The sequence below is a fragment of the Mesorhizobium sp. P3_A8 genome, from assembly GCF_056402995.1.
Window position 1 is genome coordinate 175887 of sequence record NZ_JBFUGI010000006.1, and the last position, 20435, is coordinate 196321.

The window sequence follows — 20435 nt, forward strand, 5'->3', positions numbered from 1 at the left end:
GGCATCCACAAAGTGCCATATCCGACGACAGAGCCCCGACGCGACATGCCGGACGCATTGATATCCATCGTCATTCCTTGCAGGAACGAGGCGGCAAACCTGCCGCTGCTGATCGACGAGATCGAGGCGGCGATGGCCGGCCGCGACTTCGAATTGATCATCGTCAATGACGGCTCGACCGACGACACCGCTGCGGTGCTGGCCGAACAGACGGCACTTCGCCCGTTCCCGGTACGCGAATTGCGGCACCGGAAATCCGCCGGCCAGAGCCTTTCGGTGCGTTCGGGCGCCTGGGCGGCGCGGGGCGGCATCGTCGCTACGATCGATGGCGACGGTCAGAACGACCCGCAATACATTCCGGTGCTGGTCGATGCCTTGCGGCAGGCGGGCCCCGATTTTGGCGCCGCTCAGGGGCAGCGTCTCAAGCGCCGCGACAGCAAGGTCAAGCAGCTGGCGTCGCGCTTCGCCAACTGGCTGAGAAACGCCATTCTGCATGACGAGACGCGCGACACCGGCTGCGGCCTGAAGGCTGTCCACACCGATGTCCTGCGCAAACTGCCGTTTTTCGACGGCACGCACCGCTTCGTCCCGGCCCTGGTCATCCAGGAGGGATACCGCGTCGTGCATTGCGATGTCGTCGACCGCTCGCGCCGCCACGGCAAGTCGAATTACGGCATTTTCGACCGCGGCCTGCAGGGCGCGCTCGATCTCGGCGGTGTCTGGTGGCTGCGCCGCAGGCGCCGCAGAATGCCAAAAGTAGAGGAAATCAAGCGTGGTTAACGTGCTTCAGGAATTGGGAACCTGGCTTCACCAGGTTTTTGTCAAGCAATTCGACGCATGGATCCTGCTGGGGTTCATCGCTCAATTCTTCTTCACCATGCGTTTCGTTGTGCAGTGGCTGGCATCTGAAAAGGCCAAGCGCAGCGTCGTGCCCGTCGCCTTCTGGTTCTTTTCCCTGTTCGGCGGCGGCCTGCTGCTGATCTATGCCATCGTGCGTCAGGATCCGGTGTTCATCGCCGGCCAGGCCATGGGCATGTTCATCTATGTCAGAAATCTCTGGCTGATCGCCAATGAGCGCAAGGCGGCGGCGATGACCAAGGTCGATTGAGCGGCCCGCTTATCAAGAAATGACCAGAGAGGCTCAAGCATGGCGTTGAACAGGAACTACATTCTTCTCTTCCTGTTCAGCCTGGTGATGACGGTTTCGGGGCTGGCGTCCCTGCCGCCGATCGACCGCGACGAGTCGCGCTTCGTCCAGGCGACCAAGCAGATGGCGGAGAGCGGCGATTATGTCGACATCCGCTTTCAGGACGCCTCGCGCTACCAGAAGCCCGTCGGTATCTACTGGCTGCAATCCGCCGCCGTCACCTTGAGCGGTAAGGGTGCCGAAGCACCGATCTGGGTCTATCGCACGATCTCGGCACTCGGCATTGCCATTGCGGTGCTGGCGATCGCCTGGACGGGGACCAATCTTTTCGGCGCCAATGCCGGTATCGCCGCCGGCCTGGTGATGGCCGCCATCTTCGCCACGGCCTTCGAGGGCCGCGACGCCAAGACCGATGCGATGCTGCTGGCCTGCTGCGTGGCGGCGCAAGGTGCGCTGGCGCAGATTTACCTGGCATCGCGCCGCAACCAACCGGTCGCCGGCCATCTCTGGTGGATTTTCTGGATCGCGCAAGGCGCGGCCATCCTCATCAAGGGGCCGATCGCGCCGCTTTTGTCGGCTCTGACCATCGCGGCGCTGTTCGCCTTCGAGCGCGATGGGCGCTGGCTGTCGAAGCTCAGGGTTGGACGCGGCCTGTTGCTTGTCGTGGTGATCGCGCTGCCCTGGCTCGCGGCCATCACCTGGAAGAGCCACGGCGCTTTCCTGCAGCAGGCCGTCGGCAAGGACATGCTCGGCAAGGTCGCCTCGGGCGAGGAATCGCACGGCCTGCCGCCCGGCTTCTACATGCTGACCTATTCGCTGTTCATGTGGCCGTTCGGCCTGATCGCGGTCGGCGCTGGCCTCCAGGCTCTCAACCGCCTGCGCGACGATGTCAGGCTGCGCTTTTGCCTCGCCTGGTACATCCCGTTCTGGCTGGTGTTCGAGCTGATCCCGACAAAGCTCCCGCATTATGTCCTGCCGGCCTATCCCGGCATGGCGCTGCTGATCGGCTGGCTGCTGACGTTGCTGCCTGAGGATGCCAATGCGCCGCTGAAGCGCTGGCAGCAATGGTTGTGGTGGTCGACGGCGTTCGGTCTCGTCGTGGTCAGCCTTGGCTTGGCGGCTGTCTGCATCGGAGCGCCGATCTACATCACACACACCTTCTCATGGTGGAGCATTCCGGCCGCCGCCGCCGCACTCGGCACGGGCTACTTCGCTTTTTCGCGGCAGTTGCAGGTGCCGCTGCCCCGCATCGGCGCCATCGCCGCCTGTGCGGGCATCACCTATGCCTTGCTGTTCGGCGTCATCGCGCCGTCGTTGAAGCCGATCTGGCTGAGCCCGGCGATCAAGCAGGCAGTGCTTGCCAACAAACCTTGCGACACGACGGTGCTGGCCTCGTCGCGGTATCAGGAGCCGAGCCTTGTGTTCCTGGTCGGCACCAAGACGGTGCTGACCAATATTGGTGGTGTCGCGGAACATTTGCTTGCCGATCCGGCCTGTGCGTTGGGACTGGCGCCGATCGAGGACGAGCAGAAATTGAACGGCATGCTGTCGGTGCAAGGCAAATCGGTGAAGCGCGTCGCTGAGATCGACGGCCTCAACTATTCGTCGGGAGACAAATTGTCGCTCGGCCTCTATCGTGTGGCCCCATGACGGCTCGCCGATGCCCATGACGGCAATAATGGGGTCGAATTCCCAATGCTCGTGAAATCGCGCCCTTCCGTTTTCGCCACGCTTCTTGCGGTGAGACGCCGTTCCCTCGACAATTTTCGCGACACGTTGCAGATCGTCAGAAGGCGCTTTGCCGTTCGTCCCGCGCGTTACCCCAACATCGCATGGCCGGTTTGGCTCGTGGTTTGGGTGTTGCTGACGGCGGCGGCCTTTGTTCGCCTCGACACACCGGCAGGAATGGTTCATGGCCAATGGTCGGGAGCCCGCCTGGCCGAGTTCCTGACCCAGTTCGCTCTCGGCGGCTGGTACCTGATCCCATCAGCGCTTCTGCTCGTCGCGGCCAATCTGACCGATTGGCGAAGCCTTTCACGGCGATCGTTGATGCTTGTCTACAACTGGACTTGCCTGGCTTTTCTGGTGCTGAGCGCCGTCGGCCTGTCCGGCCTGCTGGTCAATGTCCTGAAATATGCGATCGGCCGGGCGCGTCCGCTCTACTTTCAGGATTTTGGTGTGCTCGCCCTGCATCCCTTCGCCTTTGATGCGCGCTTCGCCGGTTTTCCCTCAGGCCACGCCACGACGATGGGGGCAGTCTTCGGCGTTCTCCTGCTTTTGTTTCCGAGGCGTTGGTATATCGCCTTGGTGATCACCGCCTGTTTCGCCTCGACCAGGGTTTTTGTCGGCGCGCACTATCCGAGCGACACCGTTGCCGGCTTCGGCCTTGGCTGCGCGTTTGCGCTGGCATGCGGACTGGTCTTTGCCCGGCTCGGCTTCATCTTCCGGCCGACGCCGTCAGGATTGCCGGTCCGCAAGGCAGCGTTCCGGCTGATTGCTCCGGAAAGATAGGTCGCTGCCGGATTGGTCTTGTTTTACGCAATTCCGGACGGAAAACCGCTTCACACTTTTCCTGGAATTGCTTTAGTTGCCGTCCAGGCCGCCGTAAGACCGTACCAGGCGGACCATGTCGGATGAATTGGCGGTCTCGCTTTCAAGACCTTGCGCGACGCCGACGCGGTCGGCGACGGGACGGTTCTGGCTGACCTTCCACTTGCCGTGGATCTCGCTGATTTCGATCTCCAGCCCGATGATGCCCTTGATCTGTGACTGGATGAAGGGCGGTGGCGCATCGGTCACCGCCCAGGGGGCGTCGCGGGGGCCTTCCTGCGAAAGGGTCAGGTCGGCGATCTGCTGCGCCAGCCAGTCCTGGTCGTCGATCACTTTTGCCGTGCCGCGCACCTGGACGATGGCATAGTTCCAGGTTGGCACCACCTTGCCGGTCTCGCGCTTGGTCTCATACCAGGAGGGCGTCACATAGGCGTCGGTGCCCTGGAAGACGATCAGCACGGGTGATGACGGGTTTTCGGCGATAAGTTTCCAGTGCGGATTGGCCTTGGCCAGGTGGGCGCGCAACCTGCCGTTCGGTGCCGCTTCCGCGTCGAGCAGGAACGGAATGGCGTTGGCGACCGGGCCATCGGGCCCGTTCGAGATCAGCATGCCGAGCGGATGCGACCGGATCAGTCCGTGCAGGACATCCGGCCGCGTTTCCTGGAAATGGGGAGGCTCGTACATCGGCGCTGGCGCCTTTCCCTGTCTATCTCAACCGCTTCGGCCGCGGATCGGACAATTCGCCCGCCAGCCGGCGATCGAGATAGTCGGCGCATTCCTCGATCAAAAGATCGGCGTCGTTGGCGAAAAAGTGGTTTGCGCCGGGCAAGGTCTTCTGCGTGATGGTGATGCCCTTTTGCGTATGCAGCTTGTCGACTAGGCCTTGCACATCCTTCGGTGGCGCCACCTTGTCGGCATCGCCATGGATGATCAGGCCCGATGACGGGCAGGGCGCCAGGAACGAGAAGTCATAGGTGTTCGGCTGCGGCGCGATCGAGATGAAGCCTTCGATCTCGGGCCGGCGCATCAAAAGCTGCATGCCGATCCACGAGCCGAAGGAATAGCCGGCGACCCAGCAGCTTTTGGAATCCGGATGCAGCGACTGCACCCAGTCGAGGGCTGCCGCCGCGTCCGACAACTCGCCGGTGCCGTGGTCGAACTCGCCCTGGCTGCGGCCGATGCCGCGGAAATTGAAGCGCAGCGTGGTGAAATCGCGCTTCTGGAACATGTAGAAGAGGTCGTAGACGATCTTGTTGTTCATCGTGCCGCCGAACTGCGGATGCGGATGCAAGACGATGGCGATCGGCGCGCTCTTTTCCTTGGAAGGCTGGTAGCGTCCCTCCAGGCGACCGGCCGGACCGGTGAAAATGACCTCAGGCATGAAATACTCCACTTGGGTATACGAATGCGCGGCGCCCGGAACGTGTCTTCCTCTGGCCTTGACGCAGGGCGAGCGTCTTCTTAGAAGCTAGTTTAGAACTATTCAAAACTGAGTGGCCTGACGTCGAGCCCGGCCACCCGCGCCGCAAGCCGCGTAAATAGGACGGCTCGCCTTGGAATTTCAAGGAAATAACGCCATACGACAACCGAATGGCGTCTGACAGGATCAACTGGACGAAAATGGCCGCAAAACGCGCCTATCTCGACTATAATGCTAGTGCGCCGCTGCTCCCAGCGGCGCGCGAGGCTATGGTCGCGGCGCTTGGCGTGACCGCCAACCCGTCATCGGTTCATGCCGAGGGCCGCGCCGCGCGCCGCCTGATCGAGACGGCAAGGCGCGAGGTTGCGGCGCTGGTGAATGCCAGGCCCGAACATGTCGTGTTCACCTCCGGCGCGACCGAAGCCGCCTCGACGCTGCTTTCACCCGATTGGCAGATTGGACGCGGCAGCGTGCGCATGAGCCGGCTCTGCGTCTCCGAGGCCGATCATCCCTGCCTGTTGAATGGCGGACGCTTCCCGGCAGCGCAGGTGACGCGCATCGGCGTCGATGCCAATGGCATTGCCGATCTTGCTGCCCTGGCGGCGGCGCTTGCCGGTCACGACAAGGCCGATGGCCTGCCGCTGGTGGCGATCCATGCCGCCAACAACGAAACCGGCGTCATCCAGCCGATCGATCGGATCGCCGGGATCGTCAAGGCCGCGGGCGGCATTCTTGTCGTCGATGCGGTTCAGGCCGCGGGCCGCGTTCCGATCGATATGTCAGCGGGTTACGCCGACTATTTGATTCTGTCTTCGCACAAGATCGGCGGCCCCAAGGGCGTCGGCGCCATCGTCGCCGCTGCCGATCTGATGATGCCGAAGCCGCTGATCAATGGCGGCGGCCAGGAAAAGGGCCATCGCGGCGGCACCGAAAACCTCGCCGCCATTGCCGGTTTTGGTGCTGCTGCGCGCGAAGCGCTGGCAGGCCTGCCGGCGATCAATGCGGTGCGCGAGCGCCGTGACGAGATCGAGGCCATCTTGAAAATGCTGGTGCCGGAGGCGGAAATCTTTGGAACCGGCGCGCCAAGGCTTGCCAACACGACATTCTTCGCTATTCCCGGCATCAAGGCTGAAACCGCGCAGATCGCCTTTGATCTCGCCGGTGTGGCGCTGTCGGCCGGCTCCGCCTGCTCGTCGGGCAAGGTCGGGCCGAGCCACGTGCTGAAAGCCATGGGCTACGGCGACAGTCTCGGCGCCTTGCGCGTGTCGATCGGGACGACGACCGGCGCTGAAGATATCGAGCTGTTCCGCACCGCGCTGGCGGGCATTGCGGCTCGGCAAGCCGCCAGGGAAAAGGCGGATAGAGAAGAAGCCGCTTAGCGGTTGGACGATTTTGGGCCTTTCGGCCTGGTAGAGCCGTGCGTTTCATGCTGGCCGGGTGAATTCCCGGTCGAGGCGCACTATATGGAACTTACGCTGCCGCGGATGCCTCGGGCGTTCATTTGGCGGTGCCATAGTTTGAAAACTGTCGGGCCTTGACCCCGGCGTGGATGGAGAACGCATATGCCTGCTGTGCAGGACACGATCGATCGGGTCCGAAAGATCGACGTCGACCAATACAAATACGGGTTCCAGACCGAAATCGCTGTCGACAAGGCCCCCAAGGGCCTGAGCGAAGACATCATCCGTTTCATTTCGGCCAAGAAGGACGAACCGTCCTGGATGCTGGAATGGCGCCTGGAAGCCTATCAGCGCTGGCTGACGCTGGAAGAGCCGACATGGGCGCGTGTCCATTATCCGAAGATCGATTTCCAGGACATCTACTTCTACGCGGCGCCCAAGAGCACGCCCGGCCCGTCGTCGCTCAGCGATGTCGATCCCGAACTCCTGAAGGTCTACGAGAAGCTCGGCATTCCGCTGCGGGAACAGGAAATCCTCGCCGGCGTGCAGAAGACGGATGCCTCCGATCTCGAGGAGCCCAGTGACAATGTCTACAAGTCCGGCCGCGTCGCCGTCGATGCGGTGTTCGATTCCGTCTCCGTCGTTACCACTTTCAAGAAGGAGCTGGCGCAAGCCGGCGTCATCTTCTGCTCCATCTCGGAAGCCATCCGCGAGCATCCGGAGCTGGTGAAAAAGTATCTCGGCTCCGTGGTGCCGACCTCCGACAATTACTATGCGACGCTGAATTCGGCCGTGTTCACCGACGGCTCCTTCGTCTTCGTGCCCAAGGGCGTGCGCTGCCCGATGGAGCTGTCGACCTATTTCCGCATGAACGAGAAGAACACCGGTCAGTTCGAGCGTACGCTGATCATCGCCGAGGAGGGGGCTTACGTCTCCTATCTCGAAGGCTGCACCGCGCCGCAGCGCGACGAGAACCAGTTGCATGCCGCCGTCGTCGAACTGGTGGCGCTCGACGATGCCGAGATCAAATATTCGACGGTGCAGAACTGGTACCCCGGCGACGCCGAGGGCAAGGGCGGCATCTATAATTTCGTCACCAAGCGCGGCGACTGCCGTGGCGACCGTTCGAAGATCTCGTGGACGCAGGTCGAGACCGGCTCGGCGATCACCTGGAAATACCCGAGCTGCATCCTGCGCGGTGACGATTCCCAAGGCGAGTTTTATTCGATCGCCGTGTCGAACGGTTATCAGCAGGTCGACAGCGGCACCAAGATGATCCATCTCGGCAAAAACACGTCGAGCCGCATCATTTCCAAGGGCATCGCCGCCGGCTTCTCGCAGAACACCTATCGCGGCCAGGTCTCGGCGCACCGCAAGGCGACCAACGCCCGAAACTTCACCAACTGTGACTCGCTTTTGATCGGCGACCAGTGCGGCGCGCACACCGTGCCTTACATGGAAGCCAAGAACTCGACGGCGCAGTTCGAGCACGAGGCGACGACGTCCAAGATTTCCGAGGACCAGAAGTTTTATGTCATGCAGCGTGGCATTCCCGAAGAGGAAGCCATCGCGCTGATCGTCAACGGCTTCGTCAAGGACGTTATTCAGCAACTGCCGATGGAGTTTGCCGTCGAGGCGCAGAAGCTGATTGGCATCTCGCTTGAGGGCTCGGTCGGCTGACCGGACAGATATTCAGGAAACAAAAGAATGCTTGAGATCAAGAACCTGCACGCCCGCATCGTCGATGACGGCACCGAAATCATCCGTGGCCTGAACCTGACGGTGAAAGCCGGCGAGGTTGCCGCGATCATGGGCCCGAACGGCTCGGGCAAATCGACGCTGTCCTACATCCTCGCCGGCCGCGAGGACTATGAGGTCACCGAAGGCGACATCCTCTACAACGGCCAGTCGATCCTCGAAATGGATCCGGCCGAACGCGCCACATCAGGCATCTTCCTCGCTTTCCAGTATCCGATGGAGATACCGGGCGTGGCGACGATGGAATTCCTGAAAGTGGCGATGAACGAGCAGCGCAAGGCGCGTGGCGAAGAACCGCTGAAGATCCCGGAATTCCTGAGGCGGGTGAAGGAAGCCGCCGCTTCGCTCAGCATGGACATTGCGATGCTGAAGCGGCCGCTCAATGTCGGCTTCTCCGGCGGCGAGAAGAAGCGCGCCGAGATCCTGCAGATGAAGCTTTTGGAGCCGAAGCTGTGCGTGCTCGACGAGACCGATTCCGGCCTCGACATCGATGCGCTGAAGATCGTCTCCGACGGCGTCAACGCTTTGCGCGCGCCCGACCGGGCGTTCCTGGTCATCACCCACTACCAGCGCCTGCTCGAACACATCGTGCCTGATACAGTGCACGTGCTCTACAAGGGCCAGGTCATCAAGTCCGGCGACAAGTCGCTGGCGCTCGACCTCGAAGCCAATGGCTATGCCGGTGTGATCGGCGAAGCCGCGTGAGATGCCAGAGGCGAAGCTGATGAATATGCACACACAACCGCAGCGGACACCGGCCGAGACCGCGTTGATCGACGCGTTCGGCGACCGGCTGTCGCTGCTGCCGGGCGACGGCGCGGTGATGCTGAAGCGCGACGACGCCATCGAGGCGATCAAGCACGGATTGCCGACGCGGCGCATCGAATCCTGGCACTACACCGACTTGCGCCGGCTGTTGAACGCCGTGCCGGATTTCGACCCGGCTGCGGCGGCAAAAGCCATTGCACCGATCGTTGAAGGCTCCGCGGTGTTGGCGATCCTGAACGGCAAGTCCGACGCGAAGGTGCCAGCCATCGAGGGCGTCACCGTCCAGCGCCTGTCGGAAAAGCTGATCGACGGCAGCATCGCGCCGGGCCTCGATCCCTATGGCAGCGATGATGCGATCGGTGCGCTGAACACAGCCTTTGTCGCCGACGGCTACTTTGTCGATATCGCCGATGGCACGGAACTCGAGAAGCCGATCGAGCTGCAGAACCTGCAGGCCGGCGGCCAGACCCATGTGCGCCTGCCAGTGCGCGTCGGTGCTGGCGCCAAGGCAGTCATCGTCGAGCGTCAGGCGGGTGATGGCGCTGCGCTGGTCAGTTCGGTGAGCCAGCTCGTGCTCGGCGAGGGTGCCGAGGTGACCTGGCTGATCGTTCAGGAGCAGCCGGAAACGGCGACGCATCTGGCGCAGTTCAAGGCCCATATCGGCAAGAACGCCAAACTGACGCTGTTCGTCATGAACGCCGGCGGCAAGCTTGTGCGCCAGGAGATCATGGTCAGGACGACGGGCGAGGGCGCCGACTTCAAGCTGCGTGGCATCAATCTTCTGGCCGGCGACACCCACACCGACGTGACGATGGTGCTCGACCACGCCGTGCCGCACACGACCTCGACAGAGGTCATCCGCAATGTGGTGACAGGCAAGGCGCGCGGCGTTTTCCAGGGCCGCATCAACGTCCATCAGTACGCCCAGAAGACCAACGCCAAGATGGCCTGCAACACGCTGCTTTTATCGGACGATGGCGAGTTCTCGACCAAGCCAGAGCTTGAAATCTTCGCCGATGATGTCATCTGCGGCCATGGCGCGACGGTCACCGAGATCGACCACGACCATCTCTTTTACCTGATGGCGCGCGGCGTCGACGAGAAGAGCGCCCGTGGCCTGCTGGTCAAGGCGTTCGTCGCCGAGGTGATCGAGGAACTGGATGACGATGTCATCGTCGAGGCGCTGGAAGCGAAGCTCGACGACTGGTTTGTGACGCACGGGTGAAATGATGAACGCTCCAGGCAAGATCGGAGATTTCTACGACGTCGAGGCGATCCGCAGCGACTTCCCGATCCTGTCGCGCGAAGTCTATGGCAAGAAACTGGTCTATCTCGACAATGGCGCCTCGGCACAGAAGCCGCAGGTGGTGCTCGACACCATCCAGCACGCCTACAGCCAGGAATATGCCAACGTTCATCGCGGGCTGCATTTCCTGTCCAACGCCGCGACCGACGCTTATGAAAAGGCACGCGAAACGGTGCGCCGCTTCCTCAACGCGCCGAGCACCGACAACATCGTCTTCACCTCGAACACGACGTCGGCGATCAATACCGTCGCGTATGGCTATGGCATGCCCAACATCGGCGAGGGCGACGAGATCGTGCTGTCGATCATGGAGCACCACTCCAACATCGTTCCCTGGCATTTCATCCGCGAACGGCAGGGCGCGAAACTGGTCTGGGTGCCGGTCGATGATCTCGGCGTCTTCCACATCGAGGAGTTCGAGAAGCGGCTGACCGATCGCACCAAGCTCGTCGCCATCACGCAGATGTCGAATGCGCTGGGCACGGTGACGCCGATCAAAGAAATCGTGCGCATCGCGCATGCGCGCGACATTCCTGTGCTCGTCGACGGCAGCCAGAGCGCCGTGCACATGCCGATCGATGTGCAGGATCTCGACTGCGATTTCTTCGTCTTCACCGGCCACAAGGTTTACGGCCCGTCGGGGATCGGCGTGCTCTACGGCAAGAAGGACATTCTCGCCGGCATGCGCCCCTTCATGGGCGGTGGCGAGATGATCGAGGAGGTGACGGAGGATATCGTTACCTACAACGAGCCGCCGCATCGCTTTGAAGCCGGCACGCCACCGATCGTCCAGGCGATCGGGCTGGGCGCGGCACTGGATTATATGGAAAAGGTCGGCCGCGAACGCATCGCAGCACACGAGGAAGACCTCAAGACCTACGCGCATGAGCGGCTGCGCGCTATCAACTCACTGCGCATCTTCGGCGATGCGCCGGGCAAAGGCGCCATCATTTCCTTCGAACTGCAAGGCATTCATGCCCATGACGTATCGATGGTGATAGACAGGCAGGGCATTGCGGTGCGCGCGGGCACCCATTGTGCCCAGCCGCTGTTGAAACGCTTTGGCGTAACCTCCACATGCAGGGCATCGTTTGGCATGTATAATACCAGGGCCGAAGTCGACGCTTTGGCCGAGGCGCTCGAAAAAGCGCGCAAATTCTTCGGGTGACGATCATGGATGACGCTAGCCACAACACCGAGACCGTGCCGGAAACGGCCATCAACCCGCTGGTTTCCGCCTCGGCCATCCCCGCCGACGAACTGGCACGGCTGACCGACGACATCGTCTCGGCGCTGAAGACGGTCTATGACCCCGAAATCCCGGCCGACATCTACGAGCTCGGCCTCATCTACAAGATCGACATCGAGGATAACCGCTCGGTCAAGATCGACATGACGCTGACCGCCCCGGGTTGTCCGGTGGCGGGCGAAATGCCCGGCTGGGTGGAGAATGCCGTTGGTGCCGTCGAAGGCGTCTCCGGTGTCGAGGTCAACATGACCTTCGATCCGCCCTGGTCGGCCGACCGCATGTCGGAAGAGGCGCAGGTGGCGGTGGGCTGGTACTAATGCATGTCGCCCAAAAGTGACCTCGGTTTTGGGACAACGACATGCATAAAGCAAAAGCCTAAAGCGTGTCACGCTTTAGGCAGGCAGAGCCTGGTACACTTGCGCCAGGGGTAAAACTTCACCATTTTAGGTGAGGAATCATTCGGCAGGCCTTGAACCTGCATGGAATGGAGAAGGAAAAAGAATGGGACGCTTCGCCGTCATCACGATGACCGAAAAGGCCGCCGACCGGGTGCGCGAGATCGTGGCTACCCGTGACAGCGCGCACGGCATCCGCCTCGGCATCAAGAAGGGCGGCTGCGCCGGCATGGAATACACGGTCGATCTGGTGACCGAGCCCAACACCAAGGACGACCATATCGAGCGCGATGGCGCCCATGTTTATGTCGCGCCGGAGGCTGCCCTTTTCCTGTTCGGCACCGAGATGGATTTCGAGCAGACGACATTGCGCACCGGCTTCACCTTCCACAACCCGAACCAGAGTTCGGCCTGTGGCTGTGGCGAATCCGTCGAACTGAAGCCGGCCGATCTCAAGGCGCTGGCAGAGGCACGCGCTTCGGCCTGAGCCCCGGCCGAGCTTCCAAATCCACACCGAGCCCGTGACCGGATGGCCGTCGAAAACGTGACCGTCGCGATATCAATCCGGCCGCATGTCGGCGCCGACAATGCCGCGTTGGCGCATCTTTTCGAAGAGATGCAGCGGCACTATCGGGTGCCGTGCCCGCCATTCGAGACAATCCTTGCCGATCTTGCCGGTCTGCCGCCGGGCGTGGAGATTCTGGTCGCCGAAACGGACACGATCATCGGTTTTGCCATCTGCTCGACAATCTATCCCGGACCCGGCCTGCGAACCGGCTTCTTCCTGAAAGAGCTGTTCGTCTCGCGAGCCTATCGCGGCAGTGGTGCCGGACGCCTGCTGATGCAGGCGCTGGCACGGACCGCCCTGCAGCGCGGCCATGGCCGCGTCGATTGGACAGCCGACGGTGAAAATGAGCGGCTGCTGACCTTCTATGACGGTCTTGGTGGCACCAGGCAGCCGGACAAGGTTTTCTTTCGGCTGAGCGGCGACGCACTCGCGGCTTTGGCGACCGATGAGGAATGAGCCATTCCTTCTCCCCGTAAACGGGGCGAAGAGCACTACTTCACCCACATGCCCGTCCGCCTATGCCAGTCGGCGATCGATTCCTCCGGATAGACATCGAACGTCTTGTCGCCCTTGCCTATATCGGGCTCGACCCAGTTCGCCTTGTATTTCAGCATCAGATGCACCTTTTCAGGTGGTTTCGGCAGGTCGCTGTCGATCGCCGAGGCGAAGGGATGCACAAGCTCCGGCCATGTCGGATCGTAGAGCCACAACGCCGACCCGCATTTACGGCAGAAATTGCGCTCGCCGGTCGAAACCTCGCAACGGGGATGCTCGTCGTCCTCGATCTCGGCGCGAAAGACGCCGAGGCTGCGCTTGCCTCTGACGTTCAGCGTTTCGTAGTCGGCGCCGAGATTGATGGCGTAACCGCCGCCGCCTTGCTGCTTGCGGCAGATCGAGCAGTAGCAGAGCATGAACGGCACCGGCGTGTGGCTTTCCACCTCGAAACGCACGGCGTTGCAGCGGCAGGATCCCTTGAGCAGAAGCGGCATGACAAAAAACTCCGACGGTTCTCAACCTGTCAGCATGATCTTGGTTGCGCGATGACAATGTCAAATCCCGGTGGCATGATCGCGGCATGGACAATGAACGCATCGCCGAACTGTTCGAAGGGCTCGGTCCGGTCAGCATCCGCAAACTGTTCGGCGGCAAGGGCATCTATTTCGATGGCGTCATCGTCGCCATCGTCCTGCGCGGCGAATTGCTGCTGAAGGCCGACGAACAAAGCGCGCCCGACTTCGAGGCTGCGGGCTGCAAGCAATGGACCTATACCGGCACGCGGCACGGCAAGCTGGTCGCCATGCCCTATTGGAGCATTCCGGACGTTGCTTTTGATGATCTGGACGAGATGACAGTCTGGGCACGCCGCGCCTATGAGGCGGGGCGAAGGGCTGGGAAGTGATTTTGACCTAGCGCTGGCTGCTGCGGAAGGGTCACGTCGAGGCCGCCCCCTCATACGGCCGCTTCGCGGCCACCTTCTCCCCGCTGGGGAGAAGAGGTCGGCGTTGACGCTGTAAACCCCTCTCCCCCTCGGGGAGAGGTCGGATTGCCCCGAATTGCTCTTTGCAATTCGGCCTTGGCAATCCGGGTGAGGGGGGCCTTTGCTGCGTGAACCTACAGCGCCTTCGCAATCCTCGCCGCCAACCGTGCATTGTTCTCGACCAGCGCGATGTTGGTCTTCAGGCTCCTGCCGCCGGTCAGCTCAAGGATTTTTCCCAGCAGGAACGGCGTCACCGCCTTACCGGTCACGTGCAGAGCCTCCGCAGCTTTCTGCGCCGCTTCGATATAGCCTGCCATCTCTTCGGCCGGTATTTCGTGGTCTTCCGGCACCGGGTTGGCGATCAGCATGCCGCCGCCCAGGCCCAGCGCAGCCCGAGTCCGGAAGAAATGCGCGATCTCGTCCGGCGTGTGCAGGGTCAGCGGCGCGCGGAACGGCGACTGCCGCGACCAGAAAGCCGGCATCGTCTCGCAGCCATGGCCGACAACAGGCACACCGCGCGTTTCCAGCACCTCCAGCGTCTTTTCGATATCAAGAATGGCCTTGGCGCCGGCCGAGACGACGATGACCGGCGTACGTGCCAGCTCGTCGAGGTCGGCCGAGATATCAAAACTCTTTTCCGCCCCCTTGTGGACGCCGCCAATGCCGCCGGTGGCGAACACTTTTATCCCGACCATGTGCGCCGCGATCATCGTGGCGGCGACTGTCGTGCCGCCAGTGCGCCCTTGCGCGACGGCGAAGCCGAGGTCGGCGCGCGACAGCTTCATGGCGTCGCCGGTCATGGCCAGCGATTCGCGTTCGCCGTCGGACAGGCCGATCTTGATGCGGCCGCCGACCACCGCGATCGTCGCCGGTACGGCGCCGCCATCGCTGATGATCTTCTCGACATCCGCCGCCATGGCGCCATTGTCGGGATAGGGCATGCCATGGGTGATGATGGTGCTTTCCAGCGCCACCACCGGCCGCCCGGCGGCCAGCGCCTGCGCCACCGGCGCGTGGATGTCGATGAAGGGGCGGGCGGTCTCTGGGGTCATCTGCATCTCCAACCGGAGTGCGGCGCATCGGTCTGGATACGCAGCCTCACTCAGGCACTATGAATTTGCCGGTCTCATGCCACTTCCCTGGCCTCCGGCACAAGGGCCAGCGCTTCAGTGAAGCTTGCGGCGGTGAAATCGGGAACGGCGTCGGCACTTTCGATAGCCAGCGTTGCCGCCGCGACGCCGTCGCGCAAGGCTTGGCGCAGGGGCAGGCCGCGCAGCAAAGCCGCGATCGTTGCGCCCGCCAGTGCGTCGCCGGCACCAGTGACATCGGCAACTCTTCTCGGCGGTGGCGGCTGGATCGAGAAGGCGCCTGCTTCGTCGAAACCCAGCACCGGTGCGCTGCCTGCCGTCACGATGCCGCTGGTAAGGCCGCTGCATCGCAACCCGTCGATGAGATCTCGCTCGGCGGCATCTGCATGGACGCCGGCCAGCGCGATGGCTTCCCGCCGGTTCATGAACAGCTGAGCCAACGCGCCGAGCACCGGTATCAGCCGGATCACCTTGGCCGGCGAAATGGCAATGGCGAATACAGGTTTGCCGACGGCAAGCGAAACCAGCCGCTCCAGTGCCGCCGAGGGCAGATTGGCGTCGCACAGGATGGCGTCTGCGTCGGCGATCGCCTCGCGGACCTTGGAGCGCCTCATCTGCTTGGGGAATGCCAAATCGTACAGCGCCATGTCGGCAAAGCCGACGATCAGTTCGCCCTCGCGGTCGATCAGTGCCGTGTAGCTCGGCGTCGTGCGGTCGAGGAACACGGCCGAGAGATCCGCGATGCCTGCTTCCGCTATGGCGCGTGAAACCGTATCGCCCGCCGCATCGCCGCCCCGCATCGAAAGCAGTGAAGCGGAAGCGCCGCGCCGCACCGTGCTGCGCAGCGCGTTGAAGACGCCGCCGCCGACATCCTCGCGCATCGTGCCTGGATTGGATGCGGCCGGCACGTAGGGGCCGGACACCTGGCCACGCCGGTCGATATGGGCGCCGCCCACGGCCAGTATCTTTGTCGATTTCACCATGCCGGCGATATGCCCTTTGTTATTCTTGCCGCGCAAGCGCTAGGCTGCGACTGGAGTTTCGCATGCGAGGCAGCGATTCGGCAGGCCGAGACAACGGGGCCTGCTGGCCTAATGCGAATGCGTTGCTGCTTACGTTTCTGGGACGAAAAAAGAACAAATCGGGATATTGCTTGTTTTTCAAATGCTTGTTGCCTCTTGCCAAATGAGAACAAAAAAGGTACAAAATGGCAGGGATTACGGATTGTCCGGCCTTCATTGACGACCAAGGGGTGATGTATCATGGCTCAGAATTCTTTGCGGCTTGTAGAGGATAAGGCAGTGGACAAATCAAAGGCTCTGGATGCGGCGCTGTCGCAAATCGAGCGGGCTTTCGGCAAGGGCTCGATCATGCGGCTCGGCGCGAACGAGCAGGTCGTCGAGATCGAAACGGTGCCGACCGGCTCGCTTGGCCTCGACATCGCTCTTGGCGTCGGTGGCCTGCCGCGCGGCCGCATCATCGAGATCTACGGGCCGGAAAGCTCGGGCAAGACGACGCTGGCGCTGCACACCGTGGCCGAAGCCCAGAAGAAGGGCGGCATCTGCGCCTTCGTCGACGCTGAACATGCGCTCGATCCGGTCTATGCCCGCAAGCTTGGCGTCGACCTTGAAAACCTGCTGATCTCGCAGCCCGACACCGGCGAGCAGGCGCTGGAAATCTGCGACACGCTGGTGCGTTCCGGCGCCATCGACGTTCTGGTGGTCGATTCGGTGGCGGCGCTGACGCCACGTGCCGAAATCGAGGGCGAGATGGGCGATTCGCTGCCTGGCCTGCAGGCCCGCCTGATGAGCCAGGCGCTGCGCAAGCTGACCGCCTCGATCTCGCGCTCCAACACCATGGTCATCTTCATCAACCAGATCCGCATGAAGATCGGCGTCATGTTCGGCTCGCCCGAGACCACCACCGGCGGCAATGCGCTGAAATTCTATGCGTCAGTGCGTCTCGATATTCGCCGCATCGGCTCGGTCAAGGACCGCGACGAGGTCGTCGGCAACCAGACCCGAGTCAAGGTGGTCAAGAACAAGCTGGCGCCGCCCTTCAAGGTGGTCGAGTTCGACATCATGTATGGCGAGGGCGTGTCCAAGACCGGCGAACTGGTCGACCTCGGCGTCAAGGCCGGTGTGGTCGAGAAGTCGGGCGCCTGGTTCTCCTACAATTCGCAGCGTCTCGGCCAGGGCCGCGAAAATGCAAAACTGTTCCTGCGCGACAATCCCGATACCGCACGCGAGATCGAACTGGCGCTGAGACAGAATGCCGGGCTGATCGCCGAAAAATTCCTCGAGAATGGTGGCTCTGAGGGCAGCGGCGACGACGGTTTTGAGGACGAAGCCGGCGCGATGTAGCGCAACGGTCAGAGTTCGGCCACAAATTCGGCCTATCATCTGATGCTTAAGTAATCGAGTTCTTTAGTACCGCGTTCAAAACCGCCGGCCTTCGCGCCGGCGGTTTTCGTTTTTGGGTAGCGCGGACTGCCTGGCAAGCTCCCTGGATTGGCCCATTCCGTGTTTCTGGACAGGGTGGGGCGTGCCCGCTAAAAGGCCAAGTCTATTTTCTTAAAAGCAGAGCCCATTTCCGCCGGTTTGCCGGCGGTTTTCGCGAAAAGGCAGCAGTCATGAGTGGCGTGAACGAGATCCGGTCGACCTTTCTCGACTATTTCCGCAAGGAGGGCCACGAGGTCGTGGCCTCGAGCCCGCTCGTGCCGCGCAACGATCCGACATTGATGTTCACCAATGCCGGCATGGTGCAGTTCAAGAACGTCTTCACTGGTTTGGAGAAGCGGGCCTATTCGCGCGCCACGACTGCCCAGAAGAGCGTGCGCGCCGGCGGCAAGCACAACGACCTCGACAATGTCGGTTACACCGCGCGCCATCTGACCTTCTTCGAAATGCTCGGCAATTTCTCCTTTGGCGACTATTTCAAGGAGCGTGCCATCGAGCTTGCCTGGAACCTGATCACCAAGGAGTTCGGGCTGAACAAGGACAAGTTGCTGGTCACCGTCTACCATACGGACGACGAGGCGGCCGGCTTCTGGAAGAAGATCGCCGGCTTCTCGGACGATCGCATCATCCGCATCCCGACCTCGGACAATTTCTGGGCGATGGGCGACACCGGTCCTTGCGGCCCGTGCTCGGAAATCTTCATCGACCGTGGCGAGCACATTTGGGGCGGCCCTCCCGGCAGCCCCGAGGAGGACGGCGATCGCTTCCTCGAATTCTGGAACCTGGTGTTCATGCAGTATGAACAGGTGACGAAGGAGGAGCGCGTTGACCTGCCGCGTCCGTCGATCGACACCGGCATGGGCCTGGAGCGCATGGCCTCCATCCTGCAAGGCGTGGAAAGCGTCTTCGAGACCGACCTGTTTCGGCATTTGATCGATGCGGCGTCCTCCGCGCTCGGCCGCGCTCCCGACGCTGAAACGGTGGCGTCTTACCGCGTCATTGCCGATCACCTGCGCTCGTCCTCCTTCCTGGTCGCCGACGGCGTGCTGCCTTCGAACGAAGGGCGCGGCTATGTGCTGCGCCGCATCATGCGCCGCGCGATGCGCCACGCGCAGCTGCTCGGTGCGAACGAGCCGCTGATGTGGAAGCTGGTGCCGGCGCTGGTGCGCGAGATGGGCCAGGCCTATCCCGAATTGTTGCGCGGCGAGCAGTTGATCACAGAGACGCTGAAGCTCGAGGAGACGCGCTTCCGCAAGACGCTGGTGCGCGGCCTCGGTCTGCTCTCCGAGGCGACCGAAACGCTGCACGCCGGCGACATGCTGGATGGCGAGACGGCCTTCAAGCTCTACGACACCTATGGCTTCCCGCTCGACCTGACGCAGGACGCGCTGCGCCAGCGCAGCATCTCGGTCGATCTTGCCGGCTTCACCAACGCGATGGAGCAGCAGAAGGCCGAGGCGCGCAAGCACTGGGCGGGGTCCGGCGAGGCCGCCACCGAGACGGTCTGGTTCTCCGTGCGTGAAAAGGCCGGCGCCACCGAATTCCTCGGCTACGAGACTGAAGCTGCGGAAGGCCTCATCCAGGCGCTGGTCAAGGACGGCAAGACTGTCGACAGCGCCGGCAAGGGCGACGCCGTCGCGGTGGTCGTCAACCAGACGCCATTCTATGGCGAGTCCGGCGGCCAGATGGGCGACACCGGCATCATCTCGGGCGAAGGCTTCTCGATCGAGATTTCTGACACGCAGAAGAAGGCCGACGGGCTGTTCGTGCATCTCGGCAAGGTGGCAAGCGGCACCGTCAAGACGGGCGCTGCGGTTGAGCTCAAGGTCAACCATGCGCGCCGCACGAGGCTGCGCGCCAACCATTCCGCCACGCATCTGATCCACGAGGCGCTGCGCGAGGTGCTGGGCACCCATGTCGCGCAGAAGGGCTCGCTGGTCGCACCGGAGCGGCTGCGCTTCGACATCTCGCACAACAAGCCGATCTCGGCCGAGGAGCTCGAAGAGGTCGAGCGCATGGCCAACGAGATCGTCGTGCAGAACAGCCCGGTGACCACGCGCCTGATGTCGGTCGACGACGCCATCGCCGAGGGCGCCATGGCGCTGTTCGGCGAGAAGTACGGCGACGAAGTGCGCGTCGTGTCGATGGGCACGGGGCTGCATGGTGCCAAGGCCAACCGGCCCTATTCCGTCGAACTCTGCGGCGGCACCCATGTCAGGGCGACCGGCGATATCGGTCTGGTCCGCGTTGTCTCCGACAGCGCGGTCGCCGCCGGCGTGCGCCGCATCGAGGCGCTGACCGGCGAGGCGGCGCGCAAACATCTCGACGAGCAGGACAGGCGTCTGAAGGCGGCGGCAGCCGTGCTGAAGATTTCGCCCGCCGACGTGCCGGCGCGTGTCGAGGCTTTGCTCGAAGAGCGCAAGAAGCTCGAGAAGGAACTGACGGAAGCGCGCAAAAAGCTGGCGCTGGGCGGCGGTGCCGCGGCTGGTGCGCCTTCGGAGAACGAGACCGTCGCGGGCGTCGGCTTCCTCGGCAAGGCGGTCTCCGGCGTCTCGCCGAAGGATCTGAAGCCGCTCGCCGATGCCGGCAAGACCTCGCTCGGTTCCGGCGTCGTCGTCTTCGTCGGCGCCGGCGAGGATAACAAGGCGAGCGTCGTCGTCGCCGTCACCGACGATCTGCTAAGCCGCTTCAGCGCCGTCGACCTGGTCCGCGTGGCCTCCGCCGCACTGGGCGGGCAGGGCGGTGGCGGCCGTCCCGACATGGCGCAGGCCGGCGGTCCGGATGCGTCGAAGGCCAACGAGGCGATTGCGGCTGTGAAGGCGGCACTCGAAGGCGCCTGAAAGCCACGAC

20 protein-coding genes are annotated in these 20435 nt (G+C 62.7%); 15 read left to right on the forward strand and 5 right to left on the reverse strand.

Annotation, left to right across the window (positions count from 1 at the left end; translation table 11 throughout):
* The first annotated feature begins 45 nt into the window (after window positions 1-45).
* The 4 genes from AC1DX4_RS16135 (at window position 46) to AC1DX4_RS16150 (ending at window position 3658) form a co-directional block, all read left to right on the forward strand.
* Window positions 46-780: a glycosyltransferase family 2 protein gene (locus tag AC1DX4_RS16135; RefSeq protein ID WP_477221249.1), complete on the forward strand. Its 735-nt coding sequence runs from the start codon at window positions 46-48 to the stop codon at window positions 778-780.
* On the forward strand, window positions 773-1108 hold the full coding sequence (locus tag AC1DX4_RS16140) for a lipid-A-disaccharide synthase N-terminal domain-containing protein (protein ID WP_027028626.1): 336 nt from the start codon (window positions 773-775) through the stop codon (window positions 1106-1108). Before AC1DX4_RS16135 ends, AC1DX4_RS16140 begins: the two co-directional genes overlap by 8 nt.
* Window positions 1109-1147: 39 nt before the next feature.
* Entirely contained in the window at window positions 1148-2797 is a 1650-nt protein-coding gene (locus AC1DX4_RS16145; RefSeq protein ID WP_477221250.1) for an ArnT family glycosyltransferase, read from the forward strand.
* Window positions 2798-2887: 90 nt separating this feature from the next.
* Entirely contained in the window at window positions 2888-3658 is a 771-nt protein-coding gene (locus AC1DX4_RS16150; RefSeq protein ID WP_477221251.1) for a phosphatase PAP2 family protein, read from the forward strand.
* Window positions 3659-3730: 72 nt separating this feature from the next.
* Here the strand turns inward: AC1DX4_RS16150 and AC1DX4_RS16155 are convergent, their stop codons facing one another.
* Together AC1DX4_RS16155 and AC1DX4_RS16160 are read right to left on the reverse strand one after the other, a co-directional pair.
* Entirely contained in the window at window positions 3731-4381 is a 651-nt protein-coding gene (locus AC1DX4_RS16155; protein ID WP_477221252.1) for an FMN-binding negative transcriptional regulator, read from the reverse strand.
* 22 nt (window positions 4382-4403) lie between these two features.
* Window positions 4404-5078 carry an alpha/beta hydrolase gene (locus tag AC1DX4_RS16160; protein ID WP_027042409.1) on the reverse strand — a complete coding sequence of 225 codons (675 nt, stop codon included), beginning with the start codon at window positions 5076-5078 and terminating at the stop codon, window positions 4404-4406.
* 239 nt (window positions 5079-5317) lie between these two features.
* On the opposite strand from AC1DX4_RS16160, the gene AC1DX4_RS16165 reads away from it, so the two are divergent.
* The 8 genes from AC1DX4_RS16165 to AC1DX4_RS16200 all read left to right on the forward strand — a co-directional run bounded on the left by AC1DX4_RS16165 (window position 5318) and on the right by AC1DX4_RS16200 (window position 13017).
* On the forward strand, window positions 5318-6496 hold the full coding sequence (locus AC1DX4_RS16165) for a cysteine desulfurase family protein (protein ID WP_477221465.1): 1179 nt from the start codon (window positions 5318-5320) through the stop codon (window positions 6494-6496).
* 183 nt (window positions 6497-6679) lie between these two features.
* Complete coding sequence (sufB, locus tag AC1DX4_RS16170; protein ID WP_477221253.1) at window positions 6680-8197, forward strand: Fe-S cluster assembly protein SufB; 1518 nt, start codon at window positions 6680-6682, stop codon at window positions 8195-8197.
* A 27-nt stretch (window positions 8198-8224) separates the two neighbouring features.
* Window positions 8225-8980, forward strand: coding sequence for a Fe-S cluster assembly ATPase SufC (gene sufC / locus AC1DX4_RS16175; RefSeq protein ID WP_477221254.1), 756 nt, complete (start codon window positions 8225-8227; stop codon window positions 8978-8980).
* Between the two features lie 19 nt (window positions 8981-8999).
* On the forward strand, window positions 9000-10268 hold the full coding sequence (gene sufD / locus AC1DX4_RS16180) for a Fe-S cluster assembly protein SufD (protein ID WP_477221255.1): 1269 nt from the start codon (window positions 9000-9002) through the stop codon (window positions 10266-10268).
* Between the two features lie 4 nt (window positions 10269-10272).
* Window positions 10273-11517, forward strand: a complete 1245-nt coding sequence (locus AC1DX4_RS16185; RefSeq protein WP_477221256.1) for a cysteine desulfurase — start codon at window positions 10273-10275, stop codon at window positions 11515-11517.
* Between the two features lie 5 nt (window positions 11518-11522).
* Window positions 11523-11915 carry an SUF system Fe-S cluster assembly protein gene (locus tag AC1DX4_RS16190; RefSeq protein ID WP_477221257.1) on the forward strand — a complete coding sequence of 131 codons (393 nt, stop codon included), beginning with the start codon at window positions 11523-11525 and terminating at the stop codon, window positions 11913-11915.
* Window positions 11916-12099: 184 nt separating this feature from the next.
* Window positions 12100-12480: a Fe-S cluster assembly scaffold SufA gene (gene sufA, locus AC1DX4_RS16195; RefSeq protein ID WP_027036998.1), complete on the forward strand. Its 381-nt coding sequence runs from the start codon at window positions 12100-12102 to the stop codon at window positions 12478-12480.
* 129 nt (window positions 12481-12609) lie between these two features.
* Complete coding sequence (locus AC1DX4_RS16200; RefSeq protein ID WP_477221466.1) at window positions 12610-13017, forward strand: N-acetyltransferase family protein; 408 nt, start codon at window positions 12610-12612, stop codon at window positions 13015-13017.
* 35 nt (window positions 13018-13052) lie between these two features.
* Here the strand turns inward: AC1DX4_RS16200 and AC1DX4_RS16205 are convergent, their stop codons facing one another.
* On the reverse strand, window positions 13053-13550 hold the full coding sequence (locus tag AC1DX4_RS16205; protein WP_477221258.1) for a GFA family protein: 498 nt from the start codon (window positions 13548-13550) through the stop codon (window positions 13053-13055).
* 86 nt (window positions 13551-13636) lie between these two features.
* Between AC1DX4_RS16205 and AC1DX4_RS16210 the strand changes: the two genes are divergently transcribed.
* The gene (locus AC1DX4_RS16210; protein WP_477221259.1) at window positions 13637-13960 is read left to right on the forward strand and encodes a TfoX/Sxy family protein; all 324 of its coding nucleotides are present in this window, start codon (window positions 13637-13639) and stop codon (window positions 13958-13960) included.
* A gap of 212 nt (window positions 13961-14172) precedes the next feature.
* On the opposite strand, the gene AC1DX4_RS16215 is transcribed toward AC1DX4_RS16210, so the two are convergent.
* Both AC1DX4_RS16215 and AC1DX4_RS16220 read right to left on the reverse strand, forming a co-directional pair.
* Entirely contained in the window at window positions 14173-15090 is a 918-nt protein-coding gene (locus AC1DX4_RS16215) for a pseudouridine-5'-phosphate glycosidase (RefSeq protein WP_477221260.1), read from the reverse strand.
* A gap of 74 nt (window positions 15091-15164) precedes the next feature.
* Window positions 15165-16109 (reverse strand): carbohydrate kinase family protein, encoded by a 945-nt coding sequence (locus tag AC1DX4_RS16220; protein WP_477221261.1) that lies wholly within the window; start codon window positions 16107-16109, stop codon window positions 15165-15167.
* A gap of 279 nt (window positions 16110-16388) precedes the next feature.
* On the opposite strand from AC1DX4_RS16220, the gene recA reads away from it, so the two are divergent.
* Both recA and alaS read left to right on the forward strand, forming a co-directional pair.
* Window positions 16389-17489 carry a recombinase RecA gene (gene recA / locus AC1DX4_RS16225; protein ID WP_027042422.1) on the forward strand — a complete coding sequence of 367 codons (1101 nt, stop codon included), beginning with the start codon at window positions 16389-16391 and terminating at the stop codon, window positions 17487-17489.
* Between the two features lie 269 nt (window positions 17490-17758).
* The gene (gene alaS, locus AC1DX4_RS16230; protein WP_477221262.1) at window positions 17759-20425 is read left to right on the forward strand and encodes an alanine--tRNA ligase; all 2667 of its coding nucleotides are present in this window, start codon (window positions 17759-17761) and stop codon (window positions 20423-20425) included.
* Window positions 20426-20435: the final 10 nt, after the last annotated feature.